Below are 26,282 nucleotides of genomic sequence, written 5' to 3'. Positions count from 1 at the left end.
CCTTCCTCGGCCAGCAGCCGCTGCACGAAATCCAGGTCGCTCTCGCGGTACTGCACGCAGTAGCTGCGCGGCCGCGCCTGGGCCAGGAACGCGCTCGTCTCCTCGCTCCACTGCCAGCTTGCCATCGGCGCATAGTCGGCGAACACCGCTTCCACGATCTGCACCAGCGTGCGTTCCTGGAATACCCGGCTGTGCCGGCCCTGCGACAACCACCACGTCCACGGCACCAAGCCTACCCGGTAGCGCGCCAGCCCGCCGTCGCTGCCCAGTGCGTACGCGTCGTGGATCAGCCCCGTGCGCGGGCTTTCATCGCCATCGGCCAGCCGGCTGTACAGCGTCGCGCGCCGCCCCAGCCACGCCTCCAGCGGCAAGCCCGCCTGCGTGCTCAGCACGTCCACCCACCACTCAAAACCGCCGCTCAGCCGTTCCGACCCGCTCCAGCGCTCCACCACCTGGACATCCCCGCCAGGCAGCTGCAAGCGGTATAGGCGACCGCTGTCGGACAGCAAGGCCCCCTGAAACATCAATGCATTCAGTGCTTCCATCACAATACCTCTGTCCTCGGGCCATCGCGCCCCGGGCAACATCGTTTCCTGGCCCTGGACGGCGAATTTAACAGACGAATGCTGCGGCGGGCATGACGGTCCCCCGTCTGCGGCACACCCTCAGTTCGGTGCTGCTTGGGCAATCCTGGCGGCTCGGCCGACGTACCGGCATTGCCGCGCCTGTTCTTTCGCGCAGACGCCTTTTGCGCGCAGAGACGGCGTCGCGTTGCACAAACCGACGGTCAGCAGCGACAGCGCGGCGGCGACTGAACACCCGGCCTCTCCATGGTGGATCGCCGTCACGCCGATGCCGTCGACGCGATCGCGCACGCTCTTCATGTACCGATACCGCCGCGAATACGCCGAACAGCAGCAGCGCCACCCACAACGCGCCGACGAAGGCCACGGACGAATAGTTGGCAATACGCGTTCGCATGATCACTCTCCTTGGAAAAATGAAGAAGTCCGCTTCCTTGACACACTTGCGCCGTCTGCATTGTCAGCATTTGCAATTCGAAAACGCCCCGTGGCATCCGTCGGGTCGCGCTGTGGGAATTCCCCCCGGTATACGGCAGCGCAAAGTCGCCGGACGGCACGAACAATAGACCAGGATGGCAGCGTGGTCCACGCGTGCTTGCCGGCCCGGGGATCTTCGATGACAGGGTCAGCGCTGGCACCGGCGCGTCGCTCCTTGCGCAAAGGCAATATAGACCAAGGGTTTGCGCCCACGCCGCCGGCAAGCGGACTCGCCCCCCTCCCCCCCTAGGGACGACGACGTGGCGGCGCCAACCGCATGTGTCACGCCGGAACCGACGGCAGGCCGCTGCACAGCGCGCGCCGCAGGTAGCGCGACAGCTCCATCGCCGCCAGGTTTTTCAGGGAAATCTGACCCGCCGCCCCAATCAAGGCACGCTAGAATCTCCAACGCCCCTTACCGACGAGAACTGCCATGCTGGATCTGGATGCCCTGCTGGCGCCGATTTCCGACCATCAGCCGGCCGGCGAAGACCTGTCTTTCTCCATCGAGTTCGATCGCATCCAGGAAGCCAGACGCTCGGACGATCCGACCCTGGACCAGGGCGAGTGGCAGACCGATATCAAGTATGCGGACTGGTCCAGCGTCGCCCGCCAGTGCGGCGATCTGCTGCAGACGCGTACCAAGGACCTACGCCTGGCCGGCTGGATGACCGAGGCGACCACCCAGATCGACGGCTTCGCCGGGCTGGCGCTGGGTTACCGGCTGATCGCCGGGCTATGCGACCGGTACTGGGACGAGGTGCACCCGCTGGTCGTCGATGGCGACCACGAAGAGCGCATCGGCAACCTGAGCTGGCTGCTGACCAATTCGCTGCATTGGTTGCGCGCGGTGCCGATCGCCTCGGGACCGCAGGGCCGTTTCGGTCTCAACGCTTTCGAGGCCGCGCATACCCGCAGCGCCAATGCCGGATCCGGCGACGACGAAGGCCAGCCCAGCCTGGACCTGCTCGAGGCCGTACGGCGCGATACGCCTCACGATTTCTACCGGCAGTTGGTCGATGCGCTACTCAATTGCGCCGAAGCGCTGCAGTCGCTACAGGCGGCGGTGGACGATCGCCTAGGCATCGACGGACCCAGCTTCAGCGCGGTGCGCGAGCAGGTGGAACACCTGCAGCGCACCGTGGCGCGGTTCGCCCGCGATGCTGGGCTACTGCTGGATGGCGAGGCCGAAGCCGGCCCGCACGACATGCCGGGCATCGGGTTCGGCCCGGCCGCGAACAAGGACGCGCCGTCGGCGCCGCCGCCGGCGCCACGCGAGCCGGGCGGCGCACCGACCACCCGCAAGGAAGCGTTGGCGCAGCTGCGTCAGGTCGCCGAATTCTTCCGGCGTACCGAACCGCACAGCCCCGTCGCCTACTTGGCCGAAAAAGCCGCGCGCTGGGGCGAGATGCCGCTGCACGTGTGGTTGAAGCGGGTTATCAAAGACGGCAGCGTCCTCAACCAGATGGAAGAGATGCTGGACGTCAACCAGAACCTGGAGCAGTAGGTTACGAACCCGCCCCGTCCCCGCGCGTCGCGCGGGACGGCCTCACAGGCGCCTACTGGATCTTGAACTGGATACGCCGGTTGCGCGCACGCCCGTCCGGGCTGGCGTTATCGGCCACCGGTTGGTCGGGGCCCTTGCCCTGCACGTTCATGCGCGCACCGTCGATGCCCTTCTGCACTATGTAGTCCTTCACCGCCTGCGCGCGCGCCTGGCTCAGCGCGAGGTTGCTCTCGCGTTGGCCGACATTGTCGGTGTGGCCGATGATCAGGAAGCGCGCGTCCTTCATCTGCGACATCTTTTCCACCATCTCGTCGAGGATGCGCATGCCCAGCGGCGTCAGCCGCGAGCTGCCACTCTGGAACTCGATGATGCGGTTGCCCAGCGTCTGGTCCAGCACGCCCTGTTCCGAGCCGCCGAGCTTGAGGCTGTTGGTCACCGTGTAGGAGGTGTTGCTGGCCAGGCTAAGGTCACTGGCGACCTGTTGCCGCTGCGCTTCGTTGACTACCTGCCCGCTGATCCGCACCGCCTGGCCGTTGACCTCGAGCTTGCCTGCAGCCACGCGCTTGAGTCCTGGCGACACCATCTTGGCGACGTACTCGCCCCAGTTCGGCGGCGAGGGAATCGACTCGACCTGCACCCGATCGACGATGCGGGCACTGCCGTAGGTGTCACGCAGGTTATTCAGGATGCGGACCTTGGTGGCCTGATCCGGCACCACGCCCTCCACGATCACCGGGCGTTCGCCGACACCGCCCGTGGCAGGCGTGGCGGCAGGCGTGGCGGCAGGCGCGGCGACCTGGGCGGAGGCGGCGAACGCGGTTATCAGGCCACTCAGGGCGAGGGTTCTGGCACTCAGGTGTCGCATATTCATGTCCCCAGGAAAATCTCGCCGAACAACTTGCGGGCCGTCTTCAACGCCAGGTCGTCCCGATCCAGATAGCTGGCTAGCTTGTTGAGGTTGTAATCGCTGTGCATGTAGTCCTCGACCCAATCGGCGTCCTGGACGCGGATCAGGAAATCACCGGCCTCGCGTGGGTCCAGCGCTGCGCGCAGCGCCTGGTGGTCGGCACCGTTGAAGCCGATCAGCATGCGCGGTGCAGCATCGTTGCGGATCAGCACCGCCAGTTCGAAATCGCCGCGCGCAACGAAGCAGGCGACGATGTCCAGCCAGAACGCGGCCAGCAGCGGCCGGTACAGCGCGTCCTGCACCAGCGGAAGCTCCAGCGCCTTGTCCACCGACACGTTGCCGCCGGCGAGGATCGGCTGCAGCAGCAGGCCCAGTGCCGGCAGCAGTTTCTTCAACGACACGTCGGGATGGCCGGCCGTGCGCAGCAAAGCCTCGATCGAGCCGACCGTCTGGATATCGAGGAAGTCGTTGAAGGTGGCGTTGTACGCCGACGCGTCGGTGCTCAGCGTGTAGCGGGTGTCGGCGAGCGCGGTGAGCGCCGGGCCGGCATCGTCCGCGACCATCGCCTGCTTGGCCATCCGCGACAGCCCGGACCAGACCTTGGACATCGCAAGCGGACTGCGGGCGATGAACGACAGCGGCTCGCTGGCCTCCAGACGGACCGCCGACAGCAACGGGAAGCGGCGCTGCGACGCATCGCGACTGGGCTGGAAATGCCCGCACAGCACCATCTTGCTGCGCGAGCCCAGGAACGCGTAGTGGATGTCGGGCGCTTCGTCGTAGAGCCGCTTCCAGTCCGGGTTCTGGCTCAGCAGATCCACGCTCAGACCCGCCCAGCGGTCGAGCCAGCCGAGCAGTTGATGGTTGTCGGCCGCGCGCACGAAATCGCCGCGGGAAGGTACCTTGCCGAAGTAGGAGACGCCTACACTGACTTCGCGACTCATTGGCCACCTTCTTGTGCGGACGCACCCGCCGGAACCGAACCGGGCGGCGCAGCGGCCGCTGGCGCATCGGCACCGACGGTTGTCGGGCTACCGGCCACCGTCGCCGGAAGTTGCAGGCCACGCTGCCAGTCGCCCCCCCCGGTAGCCTTGCCGGCACTCTGCACGATGCGCATCTGCACGCTGATGGACACGCCTTGGTCGCTCCAGGTGAAGCGACGGGTGGCATCGTCCACGGGTTCCTGGGCGGCTGCCTTGATCAAGCGGCCAAGGCCATTGTCGCCAGGCGCATTGAACATCTCGACGCTGCGCCCGTCGCTGGTGACCGCGGTGATCTTGGCACCGGGCACCGCACCGGCGTTCGGCCACTGCATGGTCATCCACTGCGGCGGGGTGTTGCGGTAGCGCAGCGTCTGGCCAGAGATGTCGATGGTGTATTCGATCGCGCCTACCGCCGGCATCGGCAGGAGCTCGAAGATGCTGACGTCCTTGGCCACCGCGCCGGACTGGCCGCTGACCCAGTTGCCGTAGTTGGCCACCAGTTCGCTGGACAAGGTGATGCCGATGCCCGCCCAACGCCGCGATTCGAGCAGGTTGCCGCGCTGGATCACCAAGGTGCCGAGTGCGTCCTTGTTGAACGCGGCGATCGCGCCGCTGGCGCCGAAGATCGCAGCCACGTCGCCGGGGGCGGCATCCACGTCCGTGTTGAGGTTGAACGGATAGCGCTGGCCGATGCCGTTACGGAACGGTTCGTAGACCTGCGCCGCCCACACCCGGTTGATCTCGTTCTCAGTCGGCGGCACCAGCGCGGCGAAGGTCTGGGTCAACGGACGCAGCAACAGCGGACGCATCGCGTCGCGCTGGGTTTCATCCAGCCCGGTCAGCATCTGCTCGTCCACCAGGGTCAGCGCGGCGCTGAGTTCGGAGCCTTCGTTGCTGAAGGTGTCCTGCATCAGCTTGCGCGCGCCGACGCCGATCTGGCCCTGGTTCTTGATCGCGTTCATGCGCGTGCGCAACTTGGCCAACTTGTCGAAGTAGGCATCAATGACCGCCGGCTGGTCCGTGCGCTTGGTCATCAGCCGCGCCAGGCCCTCGAAGGTCTTGCCGATCGGGCCGACCGGCTGCTGCTCAGCTTTGCCGGCTTCGGCCGGATCGCGGCGCAGGATCACCCGCTGGAACCAGGCGACGACCCCGCCGGACGCCTTCTTCGATAAGGCGTCGGCCATCGGGTTGTCCCAGATGGTCTGCTCGTCGATCTTTTCCAGCAGCTTGCGCAACGGCGAGTTGGCCGGATCGCCGATGCGATTCATCCGCGACAGCGCCTGGTCGAAGCCATGGAACGGCGCCACGCTGATCCCCTGGATGAACTTGCGCCACTCCTTGGCGTATTCCTGCTTGTACGCCGTCACCAGTTCGCGCGCGACGTGCTCAGGGCTGCCGGCCAGCGACAGGTCGCTCTGCTCGCTCGTGTCCAGGACCCAGTCGGTGGTGCTGAGCTGCGTATTGGCCGCTTCCTTGATCGCGTCCTTGACGTATTCTTCCCACGCCTCGCGCGAGAACGCCCCGGAAATGGCATAGCTGCCGGTGATCGCGCCGCTGTTGGCTTCCTCGCCGATCAGCGCGTTGACCGTCACCGTGGGGAAGCGCGCCGCCGCGCGCGCCTTGATCTGCGCGAATACGCGTTGCATCGCCGGCTGGCCCTTCATCACCCGGGTCAGCGCCTCGCGGCTGTCGTTGACCAGGGTGACCTTGGTCTGCACCTGCGGCCACTGCGCATCTTCGGCCTGGGCGACGTAGAACGTCATCAGCTTCTCGGCCGCGCGGGTCATCTCCTCGCGGGTCATCTGGCCGCGATTGGCGTCCAGCCAGCCGCGCCAGAACAGGGTCAGCTGCTGCGTCAGGTGCGCGCTCTCCACGTGCTTGCGGTTGCCCAGCATCAGGTAGGTCTTCAGCGCGTTGTAGGCGTCGTTGGTATCGGTCGGCGACGCGTCCTGATACAGCACGCTGTCTTGCTGCGCGGCCTGCTGCGGGCCGGCCGCCTTGCCGAGCCTGTCGCGCTCGCTGACCACTTGCCCCAGGAACGACTCCAGATTGGCGGTGGTCGGCTCAAGCATCACCTGGCGCATGCCGTTGTAGTACTCGGCCAGCAGCTTCTTGCGGATGTTGCCGCCCTGGTACAGGCCCAGCCCGGAGGTGATGCCGCCCTTTTGCTTGTAGCGGTCCAGCTGCTCGAGCCGATCCTGCAACAGCAGCAGCGCGTCGATGCGCGATTGCAAGTCGACCCGGTTGGCCTGCACGCGCACGGCCTGATCCAGATCCTTGGTGGCGTTGTTCACCAGTTGCACGTTGGTGGTGTACGACCAGGTCCACAGACCCAGCGCCAACGCCAGCACGGCGACGCCACCGAGGAAGACACCGTAGCGCAGGCGGTTCTGGTGCGGGCTGGAGTACTGCCGGACGAGCTGTTTGTCGGTGAAGATGACCTTGCGGAACAGGTCTTTCAGGAAGTAAGCGGTCTGTCCCGACGGCACCGCTTCGCCGGATTGCGCACGCGCCTGCAGCGCGAACTGGCGGCTCACCCGCTCGGAGGCGTGGTGCACGGAATGGCCTTCCTGCAACGCGCTGCTGAAGTAGAAACCGCGGAACACCGGCTTGAACTGATAGGGGTTTTCTTCGAACAGCGTGGCGATGAAGGTGCGCAGCGCCGGTTTGATGCCGACGAACTCCAGCGGCAGTGTCAGCAGGCCCGGCGACACCTGACGCCCACGCTGCATCGCCATGTGCGCCAGGCTCATTTCCTTGAGGCCTTCGGCCAGTTCGTCGAAATGAGTGTCGAAGGCGGCCAGCGCATCGGTATTGGCGGTCGGATCGTAGGGCAGGGTCGCACCCCACACGTTCTCGCGCTCGGACGGATCCAGATTGTGGAAGAATTCGGAGAAGCCGGCGATCAGGTCGGCCTTGGTAAACACCACGTACACCGGCGCGAACACTTCCAGGCGCTGGGTGATTTCCTGCACGCGCTGGCGCAGGTTCTTGGCCAGCTCGATCGCGAACTCGGGCTTGCTACCGGACAGTTCGGCGATGCTGGCGGCGATGATGATGCCGTTGATCGGCGCGCGCGGCCGGTGCTTTTTCAGCAGCGCGAGAAAGGTGAGCCATTCCAGGCGGTCTTCGACACTGACCGAATACCGACCGGCGGTATCAAGCACGATACCGGTCATGGTGAAGTACCAATCGCAATTGCGCGTGCCACCGATGCCCTGGATCACGTTGCCGCGATTGTCCTCGAACGGGAACTGCAACCCGGAATTGAGGATCGCGGTGCTCTTGCCAGCCGCAGGATTGCCAATGATCACGTACCACGGCAGTTCGTACAGCGCCGCCTTGCCCTTGAGCACGCCCAGGCGCGAGGACTTGATCGCCTTGACCGCCTCTAACATGCGCGAGCGCAGCGCTTCGGTGTCGGCGCGGTTGGCCGGCTGCGCGGCGGCGACCGCGCGATCGGCTTCGCCTTGCACCATCGCATCCAGGCTGCGCGCAGCGCGGCGCGCGATGATCCGGCGCACGATCCACACCAGCAGCCATATCGTCAGACAGACCACCAGCACCGCCGCCGCCCACAGGCCAATTTCGCGCAAGCCCTCGGTGCCGAAGTAGGCGACTGCGGCGGCGGCGAGCAAGCCGAGAATCATCCAGAGACGGTAATCGCGAAGGTAATACCTGAGATTGCTGAACATCGGGTGCTGTTCCGGTTAGGCGGCGGACGCAGGCAAGGCGCCGACGTCGGTATCTGGCTGGGGGGAAACACGGGGACTGATGAGTGTAGCGATGCGCAGACCTGCCTGATCCACACTCAGCATCAGTGCCGCATGTTGCTCGGCGGCGACATGGGCATGGGCAAGCGCGAGCATCGCCAGCGGTTGCACCGCGGCCAGATCGCCGGTGGCGGTGGCCAGCGGCAGGCACTGCAAGGCGGTATCCAGATCGGGGCAGACCAGCGCGGCAGCGGCGGCGACCTCGGCCGCCAGGACGGCGCGGTGGTCGGCGTCGCTGAGCACCAAGTCCACGTGGGTGGGCGCGAGCGCGGCGCGCTGCAGGGTCTGCGCCGCCAGTTCGCCGCTCAGCCGCGCACTGGCCTTGACGCTGCCGTCCAGCGGCACCCGGGCGCGCTGCAGCGGATGCAGCACCACGTCGCCGGAAGCGCCCGGTCCGCTGGCCAGCAAGACCCCACTGGCGCCCTCGCCAGGTACGCGTCCATCAGGCGAACGGCGCGTCATCAGCCGCCCGCTTTCGAGCATGTGCTCGAGCTGTGTCTGGTCGATCGCCGAATGGCAGGCCATGACCAGCTGCCAGCCATCCACCGGCGACTGCGCGCCGCGCGCCAGGTGTTGCAGCCGCGACCATGCATCGTCGGCACCCGCCATCGGGATCACCTCCACGGCGAAACGTCGCGGATCCAGGCCATGTTCGCTGGCGGACGCCAGCACCCAGTCGCCCACTGCCTTGTGCAGCGAAGCGGGCCAGTCCGCGGGCAACCACAGCTCGATGCGCAGCACGTTCTGCACCTGCGCCTCGACCCGGTGACGCAGCCCGGCCACCACGCGGTCCTGGGGCTCGGACAGCGGCGGCAGCGCCTGCGCAGCCTCCAGCAACAGCGCCTCGGCGACCGGTTCGAGCAGAGCGATGGCACGCTTGTGATGCTCCAACGGGCCTTCGTTGGCGTCGGCGCCCGCTGCGACCGAGGCGAGCATCGCCGCGGTCGCAGCGGGCGCATCCAGTTCCGGCACCTGCACGACGAAGACCGGCAGCCCGTCCCGGTCGCGGAACTGCTTGTGCAACCCAGGCCACGGCAGATTGCCGCGCAGCGCGAGGATGGCTTGCGGTTGCTGGCCCAAGGCCAGGTTCAGCGCACCGGCAAGCACTGCCGGCGCGGCGCCGGCAGTCGGCGCCAGCGCCTCAGGCGCCGAAGACGAACTCACCGCGGCCGCCTTGGAATCGTTGGGTTCGGTGGCCTTGGCCGCAGCGCTGTCGCCGGCGCGCGCCAGCGCGCGCCACCCCATATCGCGCAGCAGCCAGCTGCCGCCCAGCAGGCCGGCTGGCAGGATGCCCAGATACATCAGCATCTGCATGCCGTTGGGCGCGGTGCCGCTGCTGCGCCAATAGAAGATCGAACCGCCCCACGCCACACCGAAAAACGCGGCGGCCGACAACAGGTTCCGAAAAATTCCGGACATTAGCATCCTCGTTCCATGAGTGGATTAGGCATCGACGGGAGCCGAATTACCTCGCGTCGTCATCCGATGCCAGTCGTTCCCTGAGTGGAGATAAGTATACCCCCGCAGGCGGTCTTGTCGCCGTGCCGAGCCACCGGCTTGCCGTCGATCATCACCGTGGCGTCCCCGCTGGCGATCTCGGTCTGACCGTGCACGTTGCACACCACCTTGTCGCCGATACGCGCCACCGGCTTGCCGTCCACATCGGTTTCGGCCGAACCTGTGACCACGCGCCCGCCATGATCGAGCTGATCGCCTACAACAATAAAAGGTCGTGACATAAGTATTGCCTCCATGGTCTTTGTGCCGGGGCCGGTCCGTCGCCGCCATCCCCCCCGTGGGACGCGATCGCCGCCACGCAGGAGAAGATAGCAGGAGTTCAGCCACGGCTCACCCTTGGGCCAATTCAGCGCGCTTGGCGGCGCGGGCGCTGCGGCAGGCGTCCAGCTTCTCCAGATGCACGTAGTCCTTGATACTGCGCCAGCTGCCGCCCCACTCCAGCCCGGCCTGCTGCGCAAGCTCGCCGTAGAGGAAGTAGGCGCGTCTGGTCCACGGATCGCCCATGTCCCACTGCAGCTTGCCGTCGCGCAGCGGCGCGCTGTCCACCGCCAGGCCATACTGGTGGCAGCTCTGCCAAGAGCCGGCGCGGGTGGCACGGCCGCCGCCCATCAACTCGGCCTGGCGCTCCGGGCTGCGATAGCCCTCCACTAGCACCATTTCGTAGCCGTACTGGCGACGCATGACCTCGTAGATCGCGAGCACGCGCTGTTGCAGGTCGGCGTCGATGCTTTCCCAGCGCCGGTCCGCGGTGACGATCTCCGGGCGGGTGCGGCGGATCTCCTCGGTGGTGAATACCTCCGGCGGCGGCGCCAGCGGCGGCACCAAGCGTTCGCCGCGCAGCAGTTGCGCCACCATGCTGCTGGATTCATTCATGTCGTCGGCACGGAAATCCTCCAGCACCACGTTCTGCCGGACCAGCAGGATCACGCTCGGCGGCAACAGCAAGAGCAGCGTCGCGCACAGGATGACCCAGCGATGGCGCCGAAAGAAATCCGTCACCCCGCCGATCCCGCCGCGCACCCCCTCGCCGACTCCGCCAGCGCTGCGGCCCACGCGCTGGCCGACCCGCCCGGCGCCTTGCCGAAGGCCGCGCAGGCGCTCGCCTAACCAGGCCTGCACCCGCTCCAGCGCCTCCGGAAACAACAGCAGCCAGCAGGCGATAGACACCACCAGCAGGAAGATCACCACGCCCGCAACGACGACTGCCACTACATCCTCCTGATTATGCTGATGATTCCTGTGCGGTTGACGGGCCGGCGCCAAGCACTAGAATGAAGATAGACAAATCCCCGGCGCTCGCCGAACAAGGGCTGGATTGCACTTGAATAATGGCCGATTAAATCGACCGAGTCTTCTTTCGGGCCGGGGACAGACCCAGCCACTCGGCTCCGGGCGCATTTTGGCCGATATGGAAGGCCGCGCAACCAGCGCGCCATCCAGCGTCCGTGTCAACAAGGCGCCGCGGACCCACCGCACCCGCTTGGTGCTGATCGCCGTCCTCGGAGTGGCGCTGCTGGGCGCGGCGTTCACGGCGCTGCGCTGGAATGCCGGACGTGCCGAGGCCGACGCCGAGTTCGACGCCTACACCACCGTACCGGCAACCGACACCGTCTCTCCGGCCAATCCCGCAACGGCCGCCGGCACCGGCACCACCGCCACAACACCGGCGCCGGGCGGCGCAATGATCGTAGACGACAACGCCGTCAGCGATCCGACCCACGCCGTCGACGGATTGCCCCGCGCCGCATCCGCCAGCACCACCAGCGCCGCGACTGCGCCAGCCAAGCCGGCTGCGGCCGCCTCGCAGCGCAAACCACGCGCTGCGCCGGCCAGCGGCAAGCACGTACAGGACGACAGCAGCGACCTGCTGGCCACACTGATGGGCATCATCAAGCGCGACGAAAAGCCGACGGCAAAACAAGACTCGATTGATTCGCTGATCGCGAAGATCCAGGCCAATGACAGTAAGAACGCGACCGAGACCGACGCGGCATTCGACGCAATCGGCTCGCGCTCGGCGTCGACCAGCTCCAACGTGCAGAGCCAACTGCGTCAATGTCCCGACGCCAACACGATGGCTGGCCTGGAGTGCCGCAAAAATATCTGCGCAGCGCTCACCGGCAAAGATCCGGCCTGCCCGGCGCACTGACGCGGCGCATCGCAAGCGATTCCTCGCCATTGCGGCCATGGGCGCCACGTCGCTGCACTATCTGGCGCCGCCACGCGAAGTAGTATGGGTCGGGTTGCGCTTGAACACGCGCCGGCCCAGCGCGTCGCGCTCGATGGCGATGGGCGCGTCGTCGTTGATCGTCACCTCGACCACCTGGTCGCGCAGGTCTTAGCGGTACTCCACCGTGTGCCCGACGTCCGCCCGAGTTTGAGTAGCACCTCAGTTTGGAGTCCAATTCCCTATCCCGAGGAGATTGGACGTGAAGAAGCGTTTTTCCGAAGAGCAGATCATCGGCTTCCTGCGCGAAGCCGAGGCCGGCATGCCGATCAAGGATCTCTGCCATCGGCATGGCTTCAGTGAGGCCTCGTACTCCCTGTGGCGCAGCAAGTTCGGCGGCATGCGCGTACACGATGTCAGCGGCGCGATCGTGCATGACAGGCGGCACTTCGAGCGGTTGCTGGATGCGGGTAATACCGCCCGCACGATTCGTGTCGATGGCGCTTATGCCGATCGAGACCCTAAAGCTCGCTTGAAGGAAGAGGGATATCGCGTGGATATCCAGCACAACGGTACACGCGGCAACCCATTGAGCCGGGCGCAGCAGCGTCGCAATCAGCGCATCGCCAAAGATCGGGTGTTTGTCGAGCACGCGTTCGCGCGACTGATGCACCAAGGTGGCAAGTGCCTACGCACGCTCGGCTTGGCACGTGCGAAGGGGGTGATCGGGTTGAAGGTTGCCGGCCATCACCTGCTGCGTCTGGCGCGATTGCAGCAGGCCGGGATGCGGCCGGGATGAATGCCGCAAACCGGAAGAGCGCATCGCGCGTTGCATCGGCAAGCTGAGAGCATGGCCGAACATGGCAGATTGCTGATATTTCGAAAGCTATAGTCAGCGCCATGCATGCGCTGCATCGGCTCCGACCTGGTTCTTCGAGGTGCCCTAAATGGTCAATGCAGCAATCCTGCCGCTGCACCAGTGCGAGTCGGCCGCAAGCTCAGGCAGTCAGTTGTATCCCCAGCGCAGCCGCCGCCACACGCGCCTTCTCGCGCGCAGCATCGATGCTGTCCGCGCGCGCCAGGGTGACACCGACGCGGCGATGACCATCCACGCGGGGTTTACCGAACAGGCGCAATGCGGTGTTCGGATCGCGTAGCGCGTCGGCCACGTTGTCGAACACCGGCACGCCATTGCCGTGCGCCAGCAACGCGCAGGATGCGGAGGGGCCGCTCTGACCGATCACGCCGCCGTCTTCTGCGCCCACCGGCAGGCCAAGAATGGCGCGGGCGTGCAGCGCGAATTCGCTCAGTTCCTGCGAGACCAGCGTGACCAGACCGGTGTCGTGCGGGCGCGGCGACACTTCGCTGAACCACACTTCGTCGCCCTTGACGAACAATTCCACGCCGAACAGGCCCCAGCCGCCGAGATCGTCGGTGATGGCCTTGGCGATCTCCTGCGAGCGGCGCAATGCAGCGGCCGACATCGGCTGCGGCTGCCAGCTTTCGCGATAGTCGCCGTCCTGCTGCCAATGTCCGATGGGATCGCAGTACGAGGTGCCACCGGCATGGCGCACGGTGAGCAAGGTGATTTCGTAATCGAAATCGATAAAGCCTTCGACGATGCAGCGGCCGGCGCCGGCACGCCCTCCGGTCTGCGCGTACTCCCACGCCGCATCGATATCGGCTTCGCTGCGCAAGGTGCTCTGGCCCTTGCCCGAGGACGACATCACCGGCTTGACCACGCATGGCAGGCCCACTGCCGCAATCGCCTCGCGGTAGTCGGCAGCGGTGTCGACGAAGCGATACGGCGAGGTCGGCAGGCCCAGCGTTTCGGCAGCCAGCCGACGGATGCCTTCGCGGTCCATGGTCAGGCGTGCGGCACGCGCAGCGGGGATGACTTTCTGGCCCTGCTCGCGTTCCAGTGCCACCAGTGTTTCGGTATGGATCGCTTCGATCTCCGGCACGATCACATGCGGCCGCTCGCTGGCGATCAGCACGCGCAGCGCTGCGGGGTCGAGCATATCCAGCACGTGCGAGCGATGCGCCACCTGCATCGCCGGCGCATTGGCGTAGCGGTCGGCCGCGATCACTTCCACGCCGAAACGCTGCAGTTCAATCGCCACTTCCTTGCCCAGCTCACCAGAGCCCAGCAGCAGCACGCGGGTGGCGGAAGGCGACAGCGGGGTGCCAAGGGTGGTCATGGGCGCAGTCCAGAACGAAGGGGGGCGCCATTCTAACGGCTGCCAAGGCCGACGCCGGACGAACGACTGCTGCTTGCCTGATATCATATTGATATGGTTTTCCAACTCCACAAGGACTCGCCCTCACGAATAGAGAAGACGATCGGTTCGTTACCCGGCATTCCCGTCGTTCTCGTCGCAGGCGCCGGCCTTGGCGACGCTGCGCGCGATGGCGGCCAGCTATCCGTACGACCAGCACGAGGACGACCAGATCTCGCTGCGCAGTCATCCGGCCGAGATCAGCGAGCAGCTCAAACGCCATCTGGACGAGCGCCTCACTCAGGCAGGCGTGGACGTGATCGAAGCGCGCATCAGCCACCTTGCCTACGCACCGGAAATCGCCCAGGCCATGCTGCAGCGTCAGCAAGCCAATGCCGTGATTGCCGCACGCTCGCGCATCGTTGCTGGCGCCGTGGGCATGGTCGAAATGGCGCTATCGGAACTGCAGAAGAACGGCGTGGTGCAGTTGGACCAAGAGCGCAAGGCGCATATGGTCAGCAACCTGCTCACCGTGTTGTGTTCTGATCGTGGGACCCAACCGGTGGTCAACGCCGGCTCGCTGTATTGAGGCAAATCGATGAATGTCATGGTGCCCCTGGTGGTTGCGCTTTCCGGCGTGCCCGCGCTGGTGATCGCCGCGTCTATCGGCGCGGACGATGACGACCGCGCACGCGGCCTGGGCCTGCGCTGGGCGCTGATCAGCCTAGTGATCCTGGTCGGCGCCGCGTGCCTGTATTTGGCTGGCGACAATCGCGCCGGCATCTATGCGGTGGTGATCGGCATGATCATCGGCGTCAACGTGCTGATCGTGTCGATGGTGATGCACCTGCGCCGGCACGGCAGCGGCAGAGACGGCGAATGAGCGAAAAAAAGGCCTACCCGCTGCGTATCAACGCCGATGTGTTGGCCGCCGTGCAGCGCTGGGCCGACGATGAATTGCGCAGCCTCAATGCACAGATCGCGTACGTGCTGCGGGATGCACTGCGCAAGGCCGGGCGACTGCCGAAGCCGCAGGCTGAGAAAGACTCCGGCCCTTGAATGCGTTCAAGCGTGATTGATGGCGAAAGGGCGACTGCTCCAGTCTCGGTCGAACTCTCCGTGGACGCATGCAAGCGCTCACCGCACTGCGCACTGGCAGCCCTCACCCAGCACCGGCTAAGCTGGGCGGATGCGCAATTGCCCACGTCTGCTCCTCAATACCAGCACGATCGAACTGTGGCCGGCCGATCTGTTGCGCGCGCGCGGCAACGCGGATGCGCGCGTGCTGGCGCAGGCCGATTGGCTATTGCGACGTAAGCGCGATGGGCGCTATCTGGCGGCGCATCTGCCACAAGGCATGATGCCGTTGATCCCGCGGCTGGCACGCGAGCCGGGCCTGGATGACGCGTTGGACCGTCTGCAGACCGCCAGTGGCCGCGCCGGCCAAGTCCTCGACGACGTGCTTGCGATCGACGGATTGCAGCGCCGACTGAGCCAACTGGGACTCGCTGCAAACGACTATGCTGAGCAGACCGGTCTGCAACTGATCGCCGAACCGGTTGCCCTGCAGTTTGGCGGGCGCGATCGCTTCGGTCGTCCGCTGTGGCTCAGTGCCGGCGCTGCGCGTGCATGGCGACAGCTGCGCGCGGCTGCGCTGCGCGCGGACATCGTGCTCGATGCGATCTCCGGCTACCGCAGCCACGACTACCAACTGGGCATCTTCGAGCGCAAGCGCGCGCGCGGGCTCACCCTTGAGCAGATTCTGGCGGTCAACGCCGCGCCAGGTTTCAGCGAACATCACAGCGGCGACGCCCTGGACATCGGCACACCGGGCGAACCGCCGGCCGAGGAATCCTTCGCAACCACGCCTGCATTCGCCTGGTTGCGCAACAACGCGAACGCGTTCGGCTACCGCCTGAGTTATCCACGCGACAACCCGCATGGCATCGTCTACGAGCCGTGGCACTGGCGTTGGTCGGCAGCGTAAGTCGGCGGCACCTCATGCGACGCGACACAACCGACCGTCGCGTCGGCCCCGCGTGCGAGCGCGCTACTCCTGCGAACGCGGTGTCGGCACGTTCGTCGCCACGCTGAAGTCGGCGATTTTCCACAGATAGAACGCGGCGTAGGTGCGGTATGGGCCCCAGCGTTCGCCACGAACGGCCAGCTCCTTGGGGGTGGGCATATGCTCCTGCTTGTCCACGCGCTGCGCACCTTTGCGCACGCCCAGGTCGTCGATGGGCAGCAGATCCGGGCGGCCCAGGCGGAACATCAGCATCATCTCCACCGTCCAGCGGCCGATGCCGCGCACCGGCACCAGCGCGTCGACGATGGCGTTGTCCTCCATGAAAGCGAGCCTGCGTAGCGACGGTATCTCACCTGCGCTTTCGCGCCGCACCAGATCGCGCAGGGCCAGCGCCTTGTTACCGGAAACGCCGCAGGCACGCAGTGCTGCATCGTCGATGCGACCGAGCGTATCGGCATGCAGCCGCTGCGCGCCGATCGCCACTTTCACCCGCGCCACGATGGTCGAAGCCGCCTTGCCGCTGAGCTGCTGAAACAGAATCGCGCGCGCCAGCGCATCCACCGGATCAAACGGTTTGCGCCACCCCGGCTGCGGGGCGATCGCGCCGATGCGCTTCATCCACGCGCCCAACGCGCGGTCACGCCGAGCAAGATGCGCGAACGCAGCCTCCACATCGAATCCGCGGGCGTGGCGCGGCATGCTCAGTGTCTCAAGGCGCCGATGGCCAGCACCACCCAGCCCAGCATCAGGCCACTCCCGCCAATCGGCGCCAGGCTGGTCGGCCAATGCAGCAACGCACCGCCAACCAGGCTACCGGCGAACAGCAAGGTGCCGAGCAATAGCAAGTACAAGCCTACCTGGCCAAGCGCGCGCGTTTCGGTAGCACCCAGCACGGTGAGCACCGCGCCATGGCCAAATGCATACAGCGCCGCCAGTTGCAGTCGCGACTGCACCAGTGCATCAGCCACGCCGTGCGAGGCGTAGGCCGACAGACCGACGGCAGTCGCAGCCAACAGGCCGCCGCAGAACGCCAGCAGCGAAGCGTGTTTCTTACGACGATCGAGCAACGACATGCAGGCAACTTCCATGGCAGCGCCGTAGCGCAAAAAAAACGCGCCGCAGGGCTGCGGCGCGTTTTCGGTCTGGATCAGGTCATCGTGCTGAGACGATTACTTGATGGCCCAATAGACGTCGTACGTGCCGTCCTGTGTGAACGACTTGTCCACACCACCCTTCCAGGCTTCGTACGGACGATCGGTCACATCCATGCCGCTGGTGACAGCCCATGCACGCAGCGAGTTACGCACTGCATCCAGACCGGCCATGTGACCTGCATAGGTCGCAAATGCCGAACGGTGCGCCGGAACGCGCTGGTACTTCACCGGTGCTTCAGAGGGGATGTTGAGCTTCAGCTCGTCGCCCGTTGCAGCCACTGGCGTTGCATCGACCGGTGCAGCGGCAGCAGCGCCGTCCTTCTTGGCGTCGGCCTTGGCGGTGTCTGCCTTGGCGTCGGTCTTCGGAGCGCCACCAGCGCGCTTGCGCACCGGCTGCACGACGTCGAACGCGTACTTGTCGGAGGCAAAGTCAGTGGTCACGATGCGCACCGGACCAGCCGCCTCAAGGCCGTTGGAATCCATGACGCGCTTGATCCACTCCTGGTTGTCCTTGATCGACTTCTTGATCGTCTCATTGTCACGATCGATGTTGCCCGCGGTGACGACCAACAGGTCCTCGGTTGGCACATCGACGATCTTGAGGTCGCTCAACACCGGCTTGCCGTCGAGCTCAGCGCGGTAGTCGAAGTTCGGAACAGTGGCCAGTACGGTCGCAAGCCGCGACAGACCCAGCTTCAGGTCGTCGCCCACGTGGCGACTGACGTACAGGCCGGCATAACGCCCGAACAGGTTCCAGCCGTACTTGACGCTGTAGTCCTGGGTGATCTTGACGTTCTTGTTGTTCTTGCCGGTCGGCACCAGGGTGAAATTGGTGACCTTGTCGTAGCCCTTGGTGGGATCTTCGATCGCGATCTCAACACGCTCGTTCTTGACGCTGTTGGTGATCTCCCAGCTGCCGTTACCGATATAGCCCTCGGTGGAGCTGTATTCGACGCGTGCACCCTTGCCCTCTTCCGGGCCGGCCAGCTTCAGCTGGATCTTCGGGTCACGCAGCACGAGCGGGTTCCAATCCTTGAAACGACGGAAGCTGTTCACTGTGTCGTAAACAATCGTCATTCTGCGGTTGGTCTCAACACTCTCGGACATCTGCCGCTCCGAGGGCAACACCAAGCCCACCACGACAAACAAGCCAGCCACGATCCCCAAGGCGATCAGGAACTCGATAATACGGGTCATTCAGGAGGTCTCCGGGGCCGATCCCACGGCCGGGTTGAGTGAAGCGAAGCCACCATCCTAGCAGGCTTCGAGAAAGATGTTCAGTTGTGCGACGGGTAGCGCGGTCTTACGGTGTCATTCATCGCGCAACACGACGCGTGGGGGATGCGCAATCCCAACCTGCACAAGGGTTTGAGCGATTGCGCGCCGCTATCATGCACATCGCGCGCTGCGGGTGTGTGATGTCGCATTTGCCGTGCGGCATTGCACGGCCCCATAGCGCGGCTTGAACGGGGCGGCGGCGCCCTGAATGCGATTCCCCGCCCTGCCGCCGGCACGCGCACATCGAGGTCAGCGGCGGCGCGCCAACCTCACACCAACTGCAACTCGAACGCCTTCAGCACCGCGCGAGTGCGGTCGCGTACGCCGAGCTTGGAGAGAATGTTGGAGACGTGGTTCTTGATGGTGCCCTCGGCCACGCCCAGCGAGTTGGCGATTTCCTTGTTGGAAAATCCGCTCGCCATCAACCGCAGGATCTCGGTCTCGCGGTCGGTGAGCGGATCGGGCCGATCCAGGCTGACGAACTCGTTGCGCATATGTTCCAGGCCCGACAGCAGGCGCTGGGTCACCGCCGGCTGCACCAGCGAGCCGCCGTCGGCCACGGTACGAATGGCGCCAACCAGCTGTTCCAGCGAGACGTCCTTGAGCAGATAGCCCTTGGCGCCGGCCTTGAGCCCGGCCAGCACCAGCTGGTCGTCGTCGAAGGTGGTCAGGATGATCGTCGGCGGCAGCGTGCCGTTACGCGAGAGCATCTGCAGCGCTTCCAGGCCGGACATCACCGGCATGCGCATGTCCATCAGCACCACGTCCGGCTGGATCTGCGGAATCTGCTCCACCGCCTGCTTGCCGTCGGAGGCCTCGGCCACCACTTCGATCCCGTCGTCCAGCGCCAACAGCGAGCGGATCCCCTGGCGCACCAGGGTTTGATCGTCGACCAGGCACACACGGATCATCACAACACTCCTTGGGTCACGGCCGCAGGCATCAGGGCCGGCGCGCCTGGAACAGCGATGCGCAGGCCGAAGCCGTCACCCCGCCGGGTTTGGATCTCAAGCTTCCCACCATACTGGTTCAGCCGCTCGTGCATGCCGCGCAGCCCGTTGCCGGGGGCGACCGCATCGGCGCCGTGGCCGTCGTCGCGCGCGTCGATCAGCACCGTATCGGCGTCGCGGCGCACCTGAATCCACAAGTTGCGCGCGCCGGCATGGCGCACCGCATTGGTGATGATTTCCTGGGTACAGCGCAGCAACACGTGGGCGCGCTCGGGGTCGTCCAGGGTCAGCGGCTGGGCGATATCCAGATGGATATCCAGCGACGGCACCTGGGTGACCAGCGGGCGCAGCGCCGCTTCCAGGTCGATCGCGCCGCTGTCGCGCAGATGGCTGACCGCCTCGCGCACATCGGTGAGCAACAATTTGGCCAGCGTATGCGCCTGGCGCACATGTTCCTGCGCCTGGCCCTCGGTGATATGGCCGGCCACTTCCAGATTGAGACTGAGCGCGGTGAGGTGATGGCCGAGCAGGTCGTGCAGTTCGCGCGAGATGCGGGTGCGCTCGTTGATGCGTGCGCTTTCGGCCAGCAGCGCGCGGGTGGCGCGCAGCTCGGCGTTGAGCCGGCGCTGTTCTTCGCGCGCATCGGTCTGCTGACGCGCCACCAGGCTGGTGACGAAGATGAACATCGAAAAGCCGCCGTACAGCAACGACTGCATCAGCGCGGCAAACAGGGTGAAGTCCGGGCGCAGGTAGTAGAACACCGGCAGCACCGCCAACTGACTCAGCACCAGCCACAGCACGCCCACGCGCAGCGGCAGCAGCCACGGGATCACCCCGGCCGCCACCATCATCAGGATGCTGCCAAGCCCGGTTCCACTGAGATAGCTCACCGCCAGCGCGCAGATGGTGAGCAGCAGCAGGATCAGCCGGTCGTACCAGTGCGCGTGACCGCCGCTGTTCAAACCGCGGGTCAGCCAGAAGTAGCTGGCACCGAAGCCAATGAAGAACGCCGACATCATCACCGCCTCGGCCACGCTGCGGTGGTCGCCCTCTTCGGCCGGCGGCCAGTACGTATACACCAACGGCATGACGATCATCGCCCAGGTGAACAGGCCGGCGAAGCGCAGGACGCGCGTATGACTGAGATATCCCAACATGTCCGCATCTTAGGCGTAAGCGACCGCGCTGCCCTCTTGCCGGAAGTCATGCATGCGGCAGGTGGACGCGGATGGGCTCAGCGGCTGTGGTAGCAGCAGAGGCGGGAGTGCTGCGCGGCGATGCATACGGATGCATGCCGCGCGCCGGACCGATCGCGTGCGCTGGGTCGCCGCTTCAGGCCCCGCATGTAATAATCCAACGCAGATCCGATTTCGGGTCGACGCGTTACCCCACGGAGCCCCAATGTCGATCGTCATCCGCGATGTGCGCGAGCACGAGCTCGATTCCGTCCTGGCCCTGAACAACAATGCCGGACTGGCGATCCTGCCGCTGGATTCAACCAAACTGCAACGTTTCTACGAGCAGGCCGAATATTTCCGCGTCGCCGAGCGCGACGGCAACCTGGCCGGGTTTCTGGTCGGATTCGGCAGCGGCAGTGCCCACGACAGCAGCAATTTCGCCTGGTTCCGGGACCTTTACCCGGAATTCTTCTACATCGACCGCATTGTGGTCGCCAGCCGCCGCCGCGGCGGCGGTGTCGGTCGCGCGTTATATGCCGATGTGCAGAGCTATACCGAGCTGCGTTACCCGCAGCTGGCCTGCGAGGTGTTCCTGGACCACGGCGCCGATGCGGCCTTGCTGTTCCATGGCAGCTTCGGCTTCCGCGCGGTTGGCCAGAACACCATGGTCGATGTGGAAGTGCGCGCCAGCATGCTGATGAAGGACATGTGCAGCTATCCCTGGATCAAAGAGACCTATGGCGGCAAGTTGCCCGAAGACTTGCCTTGGGTGGGCCGGCCGCGTCATGCCGCCACCGCCAACCCATCGACGCGGAGCTGAAGTAGTGGCAAGTGTGAATGTGGATTTTGAACAGGCCGGCGAACTCAAGATCGGCCAGGTGGGCATCGCCAACCTGCGCGTGCGCACGCTGGACGTGCCGCGGCTGGTGCAGGAAATGCGTGAGCGCGTGACCCGCGCACCCAAGTTGTTCGGCCGTGCCGCGGTGATTCTGGATTTCGGCGGACTGTCGCAGGTGCCGGACCTGGCCACCGCCAAGGCGCTGCTGGACGGCCTGCACGAAGCCGGTGTGCTGCCGGTAGCGCTGGCCTACGGCACCAGCGAGATCGACCTGCTGTCCCAGCAGTTGGGTGTGCCGTTGCTGGCCAAATTCCGCGCCCAGTACGAGTCGGCGGGGGTGAGCCCGCCACCGCCGCCGCCCGCACGTGCCGAACCGGCACCGCCTGCCGCGCGACCGGCCCCGGGCCGGATGCAACGCACCGCGGTGCGTTCGGGCCAGCAGTTGTATGCGGAGAACTGCGACCTGACCGTACTCAGTACGGTCGGTGCCGGGGCCGAGGTCATCGCCGACGGCAGCATCCATATCTACGGTACCCTGCGTGGCCGCGCTCTGGCCGGCGCGCAGGGCAACCCCGACGCGCGCATCTTCTGCCGCGACTTCCACGCCGAACTGGTTGCCATCGCTGGCAACTACAAGGTGCTGGACGATGTTCCCATGGACCTGCGTGGCAAGGCCGTCCAGGTCTGGCTGGAGCAGGATCAGATCAAGATCGCTGCGCTTGATTGACGCGGCCCAACCACAGAAATATTCGGAGAAATCCTTTGGCTGAAATCATCGTAGTCACCTCCGGCAAGGGCGGCGTCGGCAAGACCACCACCAGCGCAAGCCTGGCCTGCGGGCTGGCAAAGCGCGGCAAGAAAGTTGCGGTCATCGACTTCGACGTCGGCCTGCGCAACCTGGACCTGATCATGGGCTGCGAGCGGCGCGTGGTGTACGACTTCGTCAATGTCGTGCACGGCGAAGCAACCCTCAAGCAGTCGCTGATCAAGGACAAGCGGTTCGACAACCTGTACGTGCTGGCGGCCTCGCAGACCCGCGACAAGGACGCGCTGACCCAGGAAGGCGTGGAAAAGGTGCTCAAGGACCTGGCTGCCGACGGCTTCGACTACATCGTCTGCGATTCGCCGGCCGGTATCGAAAAAGGCGCGTTCCTGGCGATGTATTTCGCCGACCGCGCGGTGGTGGTGGTGAACCCGGAAGTGTCGTCGGTGCGCGACTCCGATCGCATCATCGGCCTGCTCGATTCCAAGACCCGCAAGGCCGAGGAAGGCAAGGCCGTGCCGGCGTTCCTGCTACTGACCCGCTACAGCCCGGGCCGCGTGGAAGGCGGCGAGATGCTCAGCATCACCGACGTGGAAGAAGTGCTGGGCCTGAAGGCGATCGGCGTCATTCCCGAATCCGGCGACGTGCTCAACGCCTCCAACAAGGGCGAGCCGGTGATCCTGGATGCCGAATCCCCGGCCGGCCAGGCGTATGACGACGCAGTCGCCCGCATCATGGGCGAGGAGCGCCCGATGCGATTCACATCCGTGGAGAAGAAAGGCTTCTTCAGCAAGCTGTTCGGAGGCTAAGCATGGGCCTGCTCGATTTTCTCAAGAGCAAGAAGAACACCGCCGAGACTGCCAAGAACCGCCTGCAGATCATCATTGCGCAGGAGCGCAACCACCGCGGCGGGCCGGACTATCTGCCGCTGATGCAGCGCGAATTGCTGGAAGTGATCAAGAAGTACGTCAACATCGATGCAGATGCGGTCCGTGTGGATCTGGTCAAGGATGGCGAACACGACGTGCTGGATATCTCGGTCGCCTTGCCGGAAGACGGCGACAAGTAAGCGCCAACAACGGCACCGCGTTCGCACGGTGCCGTTGTTGCCTGTGACCCGACCGCGAGCGATTGTGTGTGACCACCGCCCCTAGTGCTACACCCACTTCTAGCGATGTTCTGTGCGTGGCCGATATCGGCCTGGACGCACCTGCTGCCCTGCTCGCGCGCTATGGCTTGCGCCTGCGTCGTGTGGACGCTGGCGCAGCGATTCCCGGCAGTTTCTGGGGCGAACCGGAAGCCGGCATCATCGGCTGCGATGTGTATGTGCGCGACGACACGCCGGTGCATTCGCTCCTGCACGAAGCAGGACATCTAATCGTGCTGCCCCCGGAAAAACGCGCCGCGGTGCATACGGACGCCACCGATTCGGTGGATGAAGAAGACGCGACCTGTTACCTGCAGATCCTGCTGGCCCAGCAGTTGCCCGGCGTGGGCAGCGCGCGCCTGATGGCCGACATGGACAGCTGGGGCTATACGTATCGACTGGGCTCCACGCGCGCCTGGTTCGAGCAGGACGCGGAGAATGCGCGCAGCTGGCTGGACGCACGCGGCTTGTTGCCTGCGTGATCCTGCGCTGAGCGTTTGAGCGGCAACCGAACCGTGGCGGGCAGTCGTCAGGCATGCGTGGATGAAGCGCGCAAGAATCCTGGTGGACGCGTGCTACATGCAGCACCAAGCCCGCGGCCAGGCAGCGAGCGCAGTTGGTTCATCGACGCTTTTAGCGAGCCGTGGCAGTAGCGCCGGACATATCCAGCGTCGCCACCGTGCCCTGCCCTGCGTTGGAATCCAGTTGCAGATGCCAGCCCAGGTGTTCGCATAACCGCCCGATCAATTCCAGCCCGATGCCACTGCCCTGGCGTGCGTTGCCGCGTGCCAGACGCATGTAGATGGCGCTGATCTCTTCCGGCGTCATGCCGTGGCCCGGGTCAGCGATGCGGACGACACCGGGCGCCGATAGCGAGATGCGGATGATGCCGCGATCACTGTTTTCGATGGCGTTGCGCAGCAGGTTACCGATGGCGGTCTGCACGATGGCGACCGGCGCGACCAAGCTGCACGGCGGCAGCGGCTCCTCCAGGACCAGTTGCAGATCCTTGTCGGCGCACAGATGCGTGTGGTCGGCCACGATATCCGGCAGCAGTTTGTCCAGCCGCAACGAATCGCCGCTGCGCACGAGCCGGCCCGGGTCCTTGGCCAGCACCAGCAGCAAGGTGATCAACTGTTCGACCGAGGCACTGGTCTGCGCGATGCGCTGCAGTTGATGGCGTACCGCCGGCGGCGTGCCGGGTTGATCCAGCGCCAACTCCACCGCATTGCCGATCACTGCGATGGGCGTGCGCAATTCGTGGCTGGCGCTGTCGATGAAGGCGCGTTCGCGGTCCACGAACTGGCTGTTGCGCTCAAGATAATCGTTGAGCGCATCGGCAATCACGTACAGCTCGGCACTGCCTTGCGCCCCGACCGCAATCTGCTGCGCGCGCTGCTCCGGACGCAAGCCGCCGATATCGCGCGCCAGTTCAACCAGCGGGCGCACCAGCCGAGCCATCGCATAAGTGCCCATCAGCAAGGTGATGCCGATCAACGCGATGCCCGCGGCCAGCATCCAGCGGGTCAGGAATTTTTCCAGCGCTTCGAAATCGGTGATGTCCAGCACCAGCGCCAGGCGGCCGGCATGCGCGGTGTCGCGCACCATCACTGCACTCTGGCGGCCGGCGATTTCCAGGCCGTCGTGCAAGCCCGGAGGCAGGGTGCGCAAGACCGGTGGTGCGCGCGCGACGTCGTCGATGTGATACAGCCGCAAGGTGTCCGAGTCCTGCCAGTGGTAATCCGGGTTCTGCACGCTGCGCTCGAGAATGCTGTCGAGCTCGGAATTCAGCAACGAGCGCCACACGCCGTGTTCGGCGCGTTCGTGCAGGTACTGCGCAGTGCCGAACACCGCCAGCGTCATCAACAGCGTGTAGCCGAACAACCACACCAGCACGCGGAGACCCAAGGGGCGCTGTTTAGACATCGCTGCTGTCGCCCGCGCCAGGCGCCTCGGCCGCATACAGCTGCGCCAGCCGGTAGCCGAGTCGCGGCAAGGTGTGGATCAGTTTTTCTGCGAACGGGCCGTCCACGCTGCGGCGTAGCTCGTAGATATGCGAGCGCAGCATGTCGCCGTCGGGCGGGTCGTCGTCCCACAGCGACTGCTCCAGGCGTTGCCGCGTCACCGCCGCCGGGCTGGCCTGCATCAGCACTTCGAGCAACTTGCGGCACGCCGGATACAGATGCAGCACCTGGCCGGCGCGGGTGGCCTCCAGGGTGGCCAGGTCCAGCCGCAGGTCGGCCACTTGCAGCAGCTTGCCGCGACGACGGCCATGCGCGCGGGCCAGCAAGGCTTCGATACGCACTTCCAGCTCGGGCAGTGCAAAGGGTTTGGTCAGGTAGTCGTCGGCGCCGGCGCGGAAGCCGGCGATCTTGTCCGGCAGTTCGTCGCGCGCGGTGAGCATGATCACCGGCAGCTCGGATTGGTGCTGTTCGCGCAGCCGGCGCAGCACTTCCGGCCCATCCATGCGCGGCATCATCCAGTCAAGGATCAGGGCGTCGTAGTGGTGGGTGGTGGCCAGGTGCAGGCCGGTGATGCCGTCGGGCGCAGCGTCCAGGGTATACCCGCGCGCTTCGAAGTAGTCGAACAGGTTGGCAACCATATTGCGGTTGTCTTCAATGACCAGCAGCCGCATGAGCGGGGTTCCGGGGCGGCCCAGCAGGCACGGTGTGCGCATCCTAACCGAGGCCAACCAAACACGGCCGGTATCGCCGGTACGGCCTTCCCATCGGTTGCGCTCGAATCCCCCGCGCAACTGCGATGCCTGCGCTGCCACCCTGCATGCGGCGCGCTCTGCTTCGACAAATTTCCGA

At 65.5% G+C, this 26,282-nt stretch carries 27 protein-coding genes and 2 pseudogenes; 13 read left to right on the top strand and 16 right to left on the bottom strand.

From position 1 onward, the window contains the following. Positions 1 to 545: type VI secretion system Vgr family protein (locus tag WJW29_RS19235; RefSeq protein WP_146767481.1), on the bottom strand; the 545-nt coding region annotated here is incomplete at its 3' end. A gap of 120 nt (positions 546 to 665) precedes the next feature. Further along, positions 666 to 884, bottom strand: coding sequence for a hypothetical protein (locus tag WJW29_RS19230; RefSeq protein ID WP_228329634.1), 219 nt, complete (start codon positions 882 to 884; stop codon positions 666 to 668). Positions 885 to 1,494: 610 nt separating this feature from the next. On the opposite strand from WJW29_RS19230, the gene tssA reads away from it, so the two are divergent. Beyond that, positions 1,495 to 2,568, top strand: a complete 1,074-nt coding sequence (gene tssA, locus WJW29_RS19225; RefSeq protein WP_011409224.1) for a type VI secretion system protein TssA — start codon at positions 1,495 to 1,497, stop codon at positions 2,566 to 2,568. 52 nt (positions 2,569 to 2,620) lie between these two features. Here the strand turns inward: tssA and WJW29_RS19220 are convergent, their stop codons facing one another. The 6 genes from WJW29_RS19220 to WJW29_RS19195 all read right to left on the bottom strand — a co-directional run bounded on the left by WJW29_RS19220 (position 2,621) and on the right by WJW29_RS19195 (position 10,958). Further along, positions 2,621 to 3,439 carry an OmpA family protein gene (locus WJW29_RS19220; protein WP_041182249.1) on the bottom strand — a complete coding sequence of 273 codons (819 nt, stop codon included), beginning with the start codon at positions 3,437 to 3,439 and terminating at the stop codon, positions 2,621 to 2,623. After that, positions 3,436 to 4,419 carry a type VI secretion system-associated protein TagF gene (gene tagF / locus WJW29_RS19215; protein WP_113084380.1) on the bottom strand — a complete coding sequence of 328 codons (984 nt, stop codon included), beginning with the start codon at positions 4,417 to 4,419 and terminating at the stop codon, positions 3,436 to 3,438. Before tagF ends, WJW29_RS19220 begins: the two co-directional genes overlap by 4 nt. Further along, positions 4,416 to 8,153, bottom strand: coding sequence for a type VI secretion system membrane subunit TssM (gene tssM, locus WJW29_RS19210; protein WP_011259980.1), 3,738 nt, complete (start codon positions 8,151 to 8,153; stop codon positions 4,416 to 4,418). Before tssM ends, tagF begins: the two co-directional genes overlap by 4 nt. Before the next feature lie 15 nt (positions 8,154 to 8,168). Further along, entirely contained in the window at positions 8,169 to 9,650 is a 1,482-nt protein-coding gene (locus WJW29_RS19205; RefSeq protein WP_011259981.1) for a hypothetical protein, read from the bottom strand. 59 nt (positions 9,651 to 9,709) lie between these two features. Continuing rightward, on the bottom strand, positions 9,710 to 9,970 hold the full coding sequence (locus WJW29_RS19200; RefSeq protein WP_011409228.1) for a PAAR domain-containing protein: 261 nt from the start codon (positions 9,968 to 9,970) through the stop codon (positions 9,710 to 9,712). 109 nt (positions 9,971 to 10,079) lie between these two features. Further along, a complete protein-coding gene (locus WJW29_RS19195; RefSeq protein WP_011259982.1) occupies positions 10,080 to 10,958 on the bottom strand; it encodes a M15 family metallopeptidase in 879 nt (292 codons plus the stop codon). A 274-nt stretch (positions 10,959 to 11,232) separates the two neighbouring features. On the opposite strand from WJW29_RS19195, the gene WJW29_RS19190 reads away from it, so the two are divergent. The 3 genes and pseudogenes from WJW29_RS19190 (at position 11,233) to WJW29_RS19180 (ending at position 12,715) form a co-directional block, all read left to right on the top strand. Then, positions 11,233 to 11,898 (top strand): hypothetical protein, encoded by a 666-nt coding sequence (locus WJW29_RS19190; protein ID WP_228329761.1) that lies wholly within the window; start codon positions 11,233 to 11,235, stop codon positions 11,896 to 11,898. A 262-nt stretch (positions 11,899 to 12,160) separates the two neighbouring features. Continuing rightward, positions 12,161 to 12,331, top strand: a pseudogene (locus WJW29_RS19185) (transposase); the annotation flags it as partial. Beyond that, positions 12,317 to 12,715, top strand: a complete 399-nt coding sequence (locus WJW29_RS19180; protein WP_143704877.1) for a transposase — start codon at positions 12,317 to 12,319, stop codon at positions 12,713 to 12,715. The pseudogene WJW29_RS19185 and the gene WJW29_RS19180, both read left to right, overlap by 15 nt. 199 nt (positions 12,716 to 12,914) lie before the next feature. On the opposite strand, the gene purT is transcribed toward WJW29_RS19180, so the two are convergent. After that, the gene (gene purT / locus WJW29_RS19175) at positions 12,915 to 14,117 is read right to left on the bottom strand and encodes a formate-dependent phosphoribosylglycinamide formyltransferase (protein WP_011409230.1); all 1,203 of its coding nucleotides are present in this window, start codon (positions 14,115 to 14,117) and stop codon (positions 12,915 to 12,917) included. 199 nt (positions 14,118 to 14,316) lie between these two features. Here purT and WJW29_RS19170 point away from each other — a divergent pair. The 4 genes and pseudogenes from WJW29_RS19170 to WJW29_RS19155 all read left to right on the top strand — a co-directional run. After that, positions 14,317 to 14,724 (top strand): annotated as a pseudogene (locus WJW29_RS19170) (SPFH domain-containing protein); the annotation flags it as partial. A gap of 9 nt (positions 14,725 to 14,733) precedes the next feature. Next, a complete protein-coding gene (locus tag WJW29_RS19165; RefSeq protein ID WP_011259987.1) occupies positions 14,734 to 15,018 on the top strand; it encodes a hypothetical protein in 285 nt (94 codons plus the stop codon). Next, complete coding sequence (locus tag WJW29_RS19160; protein ID WP_011259988.1) at positions 15,015 to 15,194, top strand: Arc family DNA-binding protein; 180 nt, start codon at positions 15,015 to 15,017, stop codon at positions 15,192 to 15,194. The genes WJW29_RS19165 and WJW29_RS19160 overlap by 4 nt, the downstream gene beginning before the upstream one ends. 130 nt (positions 15,195 to 15,324) lie before the next feature. Then, positions 15,325 to 16,122: a M15 family metallopeptidase gene (locus WJW29_RS19155; protein WP_011259989.1), complete on the top strand. Its 798-nt coding sequence runs from the start codon at positions 15,325 to 15,327 to the stop codon at positions 16,120 to 16,122. A 63-nt stretch (positions 16,123 to 16,185) separates the two neighbouring features. On the opposite strand, the gene WJW29_RS19150 is transcribed toward WJW29_RS19155, so the two are convergent. The 5 genes from WJW29_RS19150 to WJW29_RS19130 all read right to left on the bottom strand — a co-directional run bounded on the left by WJW29_RS19150 (position 16,186) and on the right by WJW29_RS19130 (position 20,700). Continuing rightward, complete coding sequence (locus WJW29_RS19150) at positions 16,186 to 16,860, bottom strand: DNA-3-methyladenine glycosylase (RefSeq protein ID WP_011259990.1); 675 nt, start codon at positions 16,858 to 16,860, stop codon at positions 16,186 to 16,188. A 2-nt stretch (positions 16,861 to 16,862) separates the two neighbouring features. Continuing rightward, complete coding sequence (locus WJW29_RS19145; RefSeq protein ID WP_027703302.1) at positions 16,863 to 17,249, bottom strand: DUF423 domain-containing protein; 387 nt, start codon at positions 17,247 to 17,249, stop codon at positions 16,863 to 16,865. 81 nt (positions 17,250 to 17,330) lie between these two features. Continuing rightward, entirely contained in the window at positions 17,331 to 18,512 is a 1,182-nt protein-coding gene (locus WJW29_RS19140) for an SRPBCC family protein (protein WP_011259992.1), read from the bottom strand. A 350-nt stretch (positions 18,513 to 18,862) separates the two neighbouring features. After that, positions 18,863 to 19,504 carry a response regulator transcription factor gene (locus WJW29_RS19135; RefSeq protein ID WP_010371538.1) on the bottom strand — a complete coding sequence of 214 codons (642 nt, stop codon included), beginning with the start codon at positions 19,502 to 19,504 and terminating at the stop codon, positions 18,863 to 18,865. Continuing rightward, positions 19,504 to 20,700 carry a sensor histidine kinase gene (locus tag WJW29_RS19130; RefSeq protein ID WP_011259994.1) on the bottom strand — a complete coding sequence of 399 codons (1,197 nt, stop codon included), beginning with the start codon at positions 20,698 to 20,700 and terminating at the stop codon, positions 19,504 to 19,506. Before WJW29_RS19130 ends, WJW29_RS19135 begins: the two co-directional genes overlap by 1 nt. Positions 20,701 to 20,944: 244 nt before the next feature. Between WJW29_RS19130 and WJW29_RS19125 the strand changes: the two genes are divergently transcribed. The 5 genes from WJW29_RS19125 (at position 20,945) to WJW29_RS19105 (ending at position 23,951) form a co-directional block, all read left to right on the top strand. After that, complete coding sequence (locus WJW29_RS19125; protein WP_011259995.1) at positions 20,945 to 21,541, top strand: GNAT family N-acetyltransferase; 597 nt, start codon at positions 20,945 to 20,947, stop codon at positions 21,539 to 21,541. 4 nt (positions 21,542 to 21,545) lie between these two features. After that, positions 21,546 to 22,286, top strand: a complete 741-nt coding sequence (gene minC, locus WJW29_RS19120) for a septum site-determining protein MinC (RefSeq protein ID WP_027703303.1) — start codon at positions 21,546 to 21,548, stop codon at positions 22,284 to 22,286. Positions 22,287 to 22,321: 35 nt separating this feature from the next. After that, positions 22,322 to 23,131 (top strand): septum site-determining protein MinD, encoded by an 810-nt coding sequence (gene minD, locus WJW29_RS19115; protein ID WP_012444318.1) that lies wholly within the window; start codon positions 22,322 to 22,324, stop codon positions 23,129 to 23,131. 2 nt (positions 23,132 to 23,133) lie between these two features. After that, positions 23,134 to 23,391, top strand: coding sequence for a cell division topological specificity factor MinE (gene minE / locus WJW29_RS19110; protein WP_003484370.1), 258 nt, complete (start codon positions 23,134 to 23,136; stop codon positions 23,389 to 23,391). Positions 23,392 to 23,459: 68 nt separating this feature from the next. Further along, positions 23,460 to 23,951 carry a hypothetical protein gene (locus WJW29_RS19105; RefSeq protein WP_027703304.1) on the top strand — a complete coding sequence of 164 codons (492 nt, stop codon included), beginning with the start codon at positions 23,460 to 23,462 and terminating at the stop codon, positions 23,949 to 23,951. 151 nt (positions 23,952 to 24,102) lie between these two features. Here the strand turns inward: WJW29_RS19105 and WJW29_RS19100 are convergent, their stop codons facing one another. Then, positions 24,103 to 25,395, bottom strand: a complete 1,293-nt coding sequence (locus WJW29_RS19100; RefSeq protein ID WP_027703305.1) for a HAMP domain-containing sensor histidine kinase — start codon at positions 25,393 to 25,395, stop codon at positions 24,103 to 24,105. After that, positions 25,388 to 26,104, bottom strand: coding sequence for a response regulator transcription factor (locus WJW29_RS19095; RefSeq protein WP_011409239.1), 717 nt, complete (start codon positions 26,102 to 26,104; stop codon positions 25,388 to 25,390). Before WJW29_RS19095 ends, WJW29_RS19100 begins: the two co-directional genes overlap by 8 nt. Between the last annotated feature and the right edge of the window lie 178 nt (positions 26,105 to 26,282).

This window comes from Xanthomonas sp. JL1 (genome assembly GCF_038405005.1).
Note: the sequence above shows the minus strand (reverse complement) of the source record. Positions and strands in the feature narration are given on the sequence as shown.

Coding starts and splice junctions, on each gene's coding strand:
- WJW29_RS19230 (WP_228329634.1), bottom strand. CDS start 884: ATGAAGAGCGTGCGCGATCGCGTCGACGGCATCGGCGTGACGGCGATC.
- tssA (WP_011409224.1), top strand. CDS start 1,495: ATGCTGGATCTGGATGCCCTGCTGGCGCCGATTTCCGACCATCAGCCG.
- WJW29_RS19220 (WP_041182249.1), bottom strand. CDS start 3,439: ATGAATATGCGACACCTGAGTGCCAGAACCCTCGCCCTGAGTGGCCTG.
- tagF (WP_113084380.1), bottom strand. CDS start 4,419: ATGAGTCGCGAAGTCAGTGTAGGCGTCTCCTACTTCGGCAAGGTACCT.
- tssM (WP_011259980.1), bottom strand. CDS start 8,153: ATGTTCAGCAATCTCAGGTATTACCTTCGCGATTACCGTCTCTGGATG.
- WJW29_RS19205 (WP_011259981.1), bottom strand. CDS start 9,650: ATGTCCGGAATTTTTCGGAACCTGTTGTCGGCCGCCGCGTTTTTCGGT.
- WJW29_RS19200 (WP_011409228.1), bottom strand. CDS start 9,970: ATGTCACGACCTTTTATTGTTGTAGGCGATCAGCTCGATCATGGCGGG.
- WJW29_RS19180 (WP_143704877.1), top strand. CDS start 12,317: ATGCGCGTACACGATGTCAGCGGCGCGATCGTGCATGACAGGCGGCAC.
- purT (WP_011409230.1), bottom strand. CDS start 14,117: ATGACCACCCTTGGCACCCCGCTGTCGCCTTCCGCCACCCGCGTGCTG.
- WJW29_RS19165 (WP_011259987.1), top strand. CDS start 14,734: ATGAATGTCATGGTGCCCCTGGTGGTTGCGCTTTCCGGCGTGCCCGCG.
- WJW29_RS19160 (WP_011259988.1), top strand. CDS start 15,015: ATGAGCGAAAAAAAGGCCTACCCGCTGCGTATCAACGCCGATGTGTTG.
- WJW29_RS19155 (WP_011259989.1), top strand. CDS start 15,325: ATGCGCAATTGCCCACGTCTGCTCCTCAATACCAGCACGATCGAACTG.
- WJW29_RS19150 (WP_011259990.1), bottom strand. CDS start 16,860: ATGCCGCGCCACGCCCGCGGATTCGATGTGGAGGCTGCGTTCGCGCAT.
- WJW29_RS19145 (WP_027703302.1), bottom strand. CDS start 17,249: ATGGAAGTTGCCTGCATGTCGTTGCTCGATCGTCGTAAGAAACACGCT.
- WJW29_RS19140 (WP_011259992.1), bottom strand. CDS start 18,512: ATGACCCGTATTATCGAGTTCCTGATCGCCTTGGGGATCGTGGCTGGC.
- WJW29_RS19135 (WP_010371538.1), bottom strand. CDS start 19,504: ATGATCCGTGTGTGCCTGGTCGACGATCAAACCCTGGTGCGCCAGGGG.
- WJW29_RS19130 (WP_011259994.1), bottom strand. CDS start 20,700: ATGTTGGGATATCTCAGTCATACGCGCGTCCTGCGCTTCGCCGGCCTG.
- WJW29_RS19125 (WP_011259995.1), top strand. CDS start 20,945: ATGTCGATCGTCATCCGCGATGTGCGCGAGCACGAGCTCGATTCCGTC.
- minE (WP_003484370.1), top strand. CDS start 23,134: ATGGGCCTGCTCGATTTTCTCAAGAGCAAGAAGAACACCGCCGAGACT.
- WJW29_RS19100 (WP_027703305.1), bottom strand. CDS start 25,395: ATGTCTAAACAGCGCCCCTTGGGTCTCCGCGTGCTGGTGTGGTTGTTC.
- WJW29_RS19095 (WP_011409239.1), bottom strand. CDS start 26,104: ATGCGGCTGCTGGTCATTGAAGACAACCGCAATATGGTTGCCAACCTG.